This window comes from Altererythrobacter sp. MTPC7 (assembly GCF_042851395.1).
Classification (GTDB): domain Bacteria; phylum Pseudomonadota; class Alphaproteobacteria; order Sphingomonadales; family Sphingomonadaceae; genus CAJXSN01.
In genome coordinates this window covers 1-1,364 of sequence record NZ_BTGS01000041.1, presented here as the reverse complement: position 1 = coordinate 1,364, position 1,364 = coordinate 1, and the positions used below count along the sequence as shown (strand labels likewise).

Annotated in this window: 1 protein-coding gene; it reads right to left on the bottom strand. The window is 60.3% G+C overall.

All coding sequences use genetic code 11. The features are described from left to right. Positions 1-268 precede the first annotated feature (268 nt). Positions 269-1,288 (bottom strand): IS110 family transposase, encoded by a 1,020-nt coding sequence (locus ACGHJ7_RS14730; protein ID WP_348030020.1) that lies wholly within the window; start codon positions 1,286-1,288, stop codon positions 269-271. Between the last annotated feature and the right edge of the window lie 76 nt (positions 1,289-1,364).

The window sequence follows — 1,364 nt, the reverse complement described above, 5'->3', positions numbered from 1 at the left end:
CATGTGTGGACGGCTCTCGCTGCGCAAGAGTTTTCTGCAGTGATGAGATCGGTCGGGTGCATCCATGTGTTCGGCCTGTTCGCGCAGCACCGTATGGCTGCTGGCCCTGATGAAGTCCGCAGGTCGGCTCCCTAATCACGTCATCGCGCTCGAAGCGCTGTGACCCCTTGGGTTTCACCAACCCCCGGTCTGACCGGTTCGTCATCACTACTGAGCTGCCCTTGCGCCCTCCTGCCACTCAAAGTTGAGCGAGCGGCGAGGATAACTTCTACACGGCCACGGGCGTGTAAACCTCCTTCCGCGCCATCACCGCCCAGGCAATGCGCGCTGTCTTGTTCGCGAGTGCCACCGTCGCGATCTTTGTCGGCTTGCGCTCGAGGAGCTGCGCCATCCAGGGTTGGCGAGACGCATCCTTGCGCGCCATGCGCATGACTGCGGTCGCGCCGACAACGAGAAGTCGTCGAAGATAGCCATCGCCCTGTTTCGTGATGCCGCCAAGCCGCTCCTTACCGCCGGAGCTGTGCGGCCGTGGCGTGAGCCCAAGCCACGCTGCAAACTGTCGTCCCGATCGGAACAGCGATGCATCTGGCACGGCGGCTGCAATGGCTGATGCGGTAATCGGGCCTATGCCCGGGATCGTCGCGAGACGACAGCTCGTCTCGTCATTGCGGTGCCATGCAAGGATCTGTGTCTCCAGCCGGTCTATCTCGCTGGAGAGCGCTCTAAGCTGTGCAGCAATGCCGTGCAGCGCTGATCTCGCATGATCCGGCAATTTACTTTGCTCGTCGTGGAGCGCTTGCAATGATGCGGTAACTCCCCCGGCGCCCACGCGGGTGACGATCCCATATTCAGCAAGGTGCCCTCGCAGTGCGTTGATCAACATTGTTCGTTGCCGGACCAGAAGATCTCGGCTCTTGTGGAGCATCAACACAGCTTGTTGTTCGACCGTCTTCACGGCGACAAAGCGCATCGTTGGACGGGTCACCGCCTCGCAGATCGCCTCAGCATCCGCCGCATCGGTCTTCCCCCGCTTCACGTATGGTTTGACGTAAGCTGGCGGCATCAAACGCACCTCATGGCCCAGAGCCATTAGCTCGCGCCCCCAATGATGCGCCGATGCACAAGCTTCCATGCCGACCAGGCATGCCGGCAAATCGGTGAAGAAGCGGATCACCTCGGCCCGCCGCAGCTTTCGCCGGACAAGCACGGTACCGTCACTTCCAATTGCATGTATCTGAAATACGTTCTTCGCCAGATCCAATCCGACGGTAACAACCTCTTTCTCCATGGAACGACTCCTAGACGTGGACCTACAACGACTGCACCTTGCCATATTTAGGCTGGTGCGAGAGCCGTCCACGACA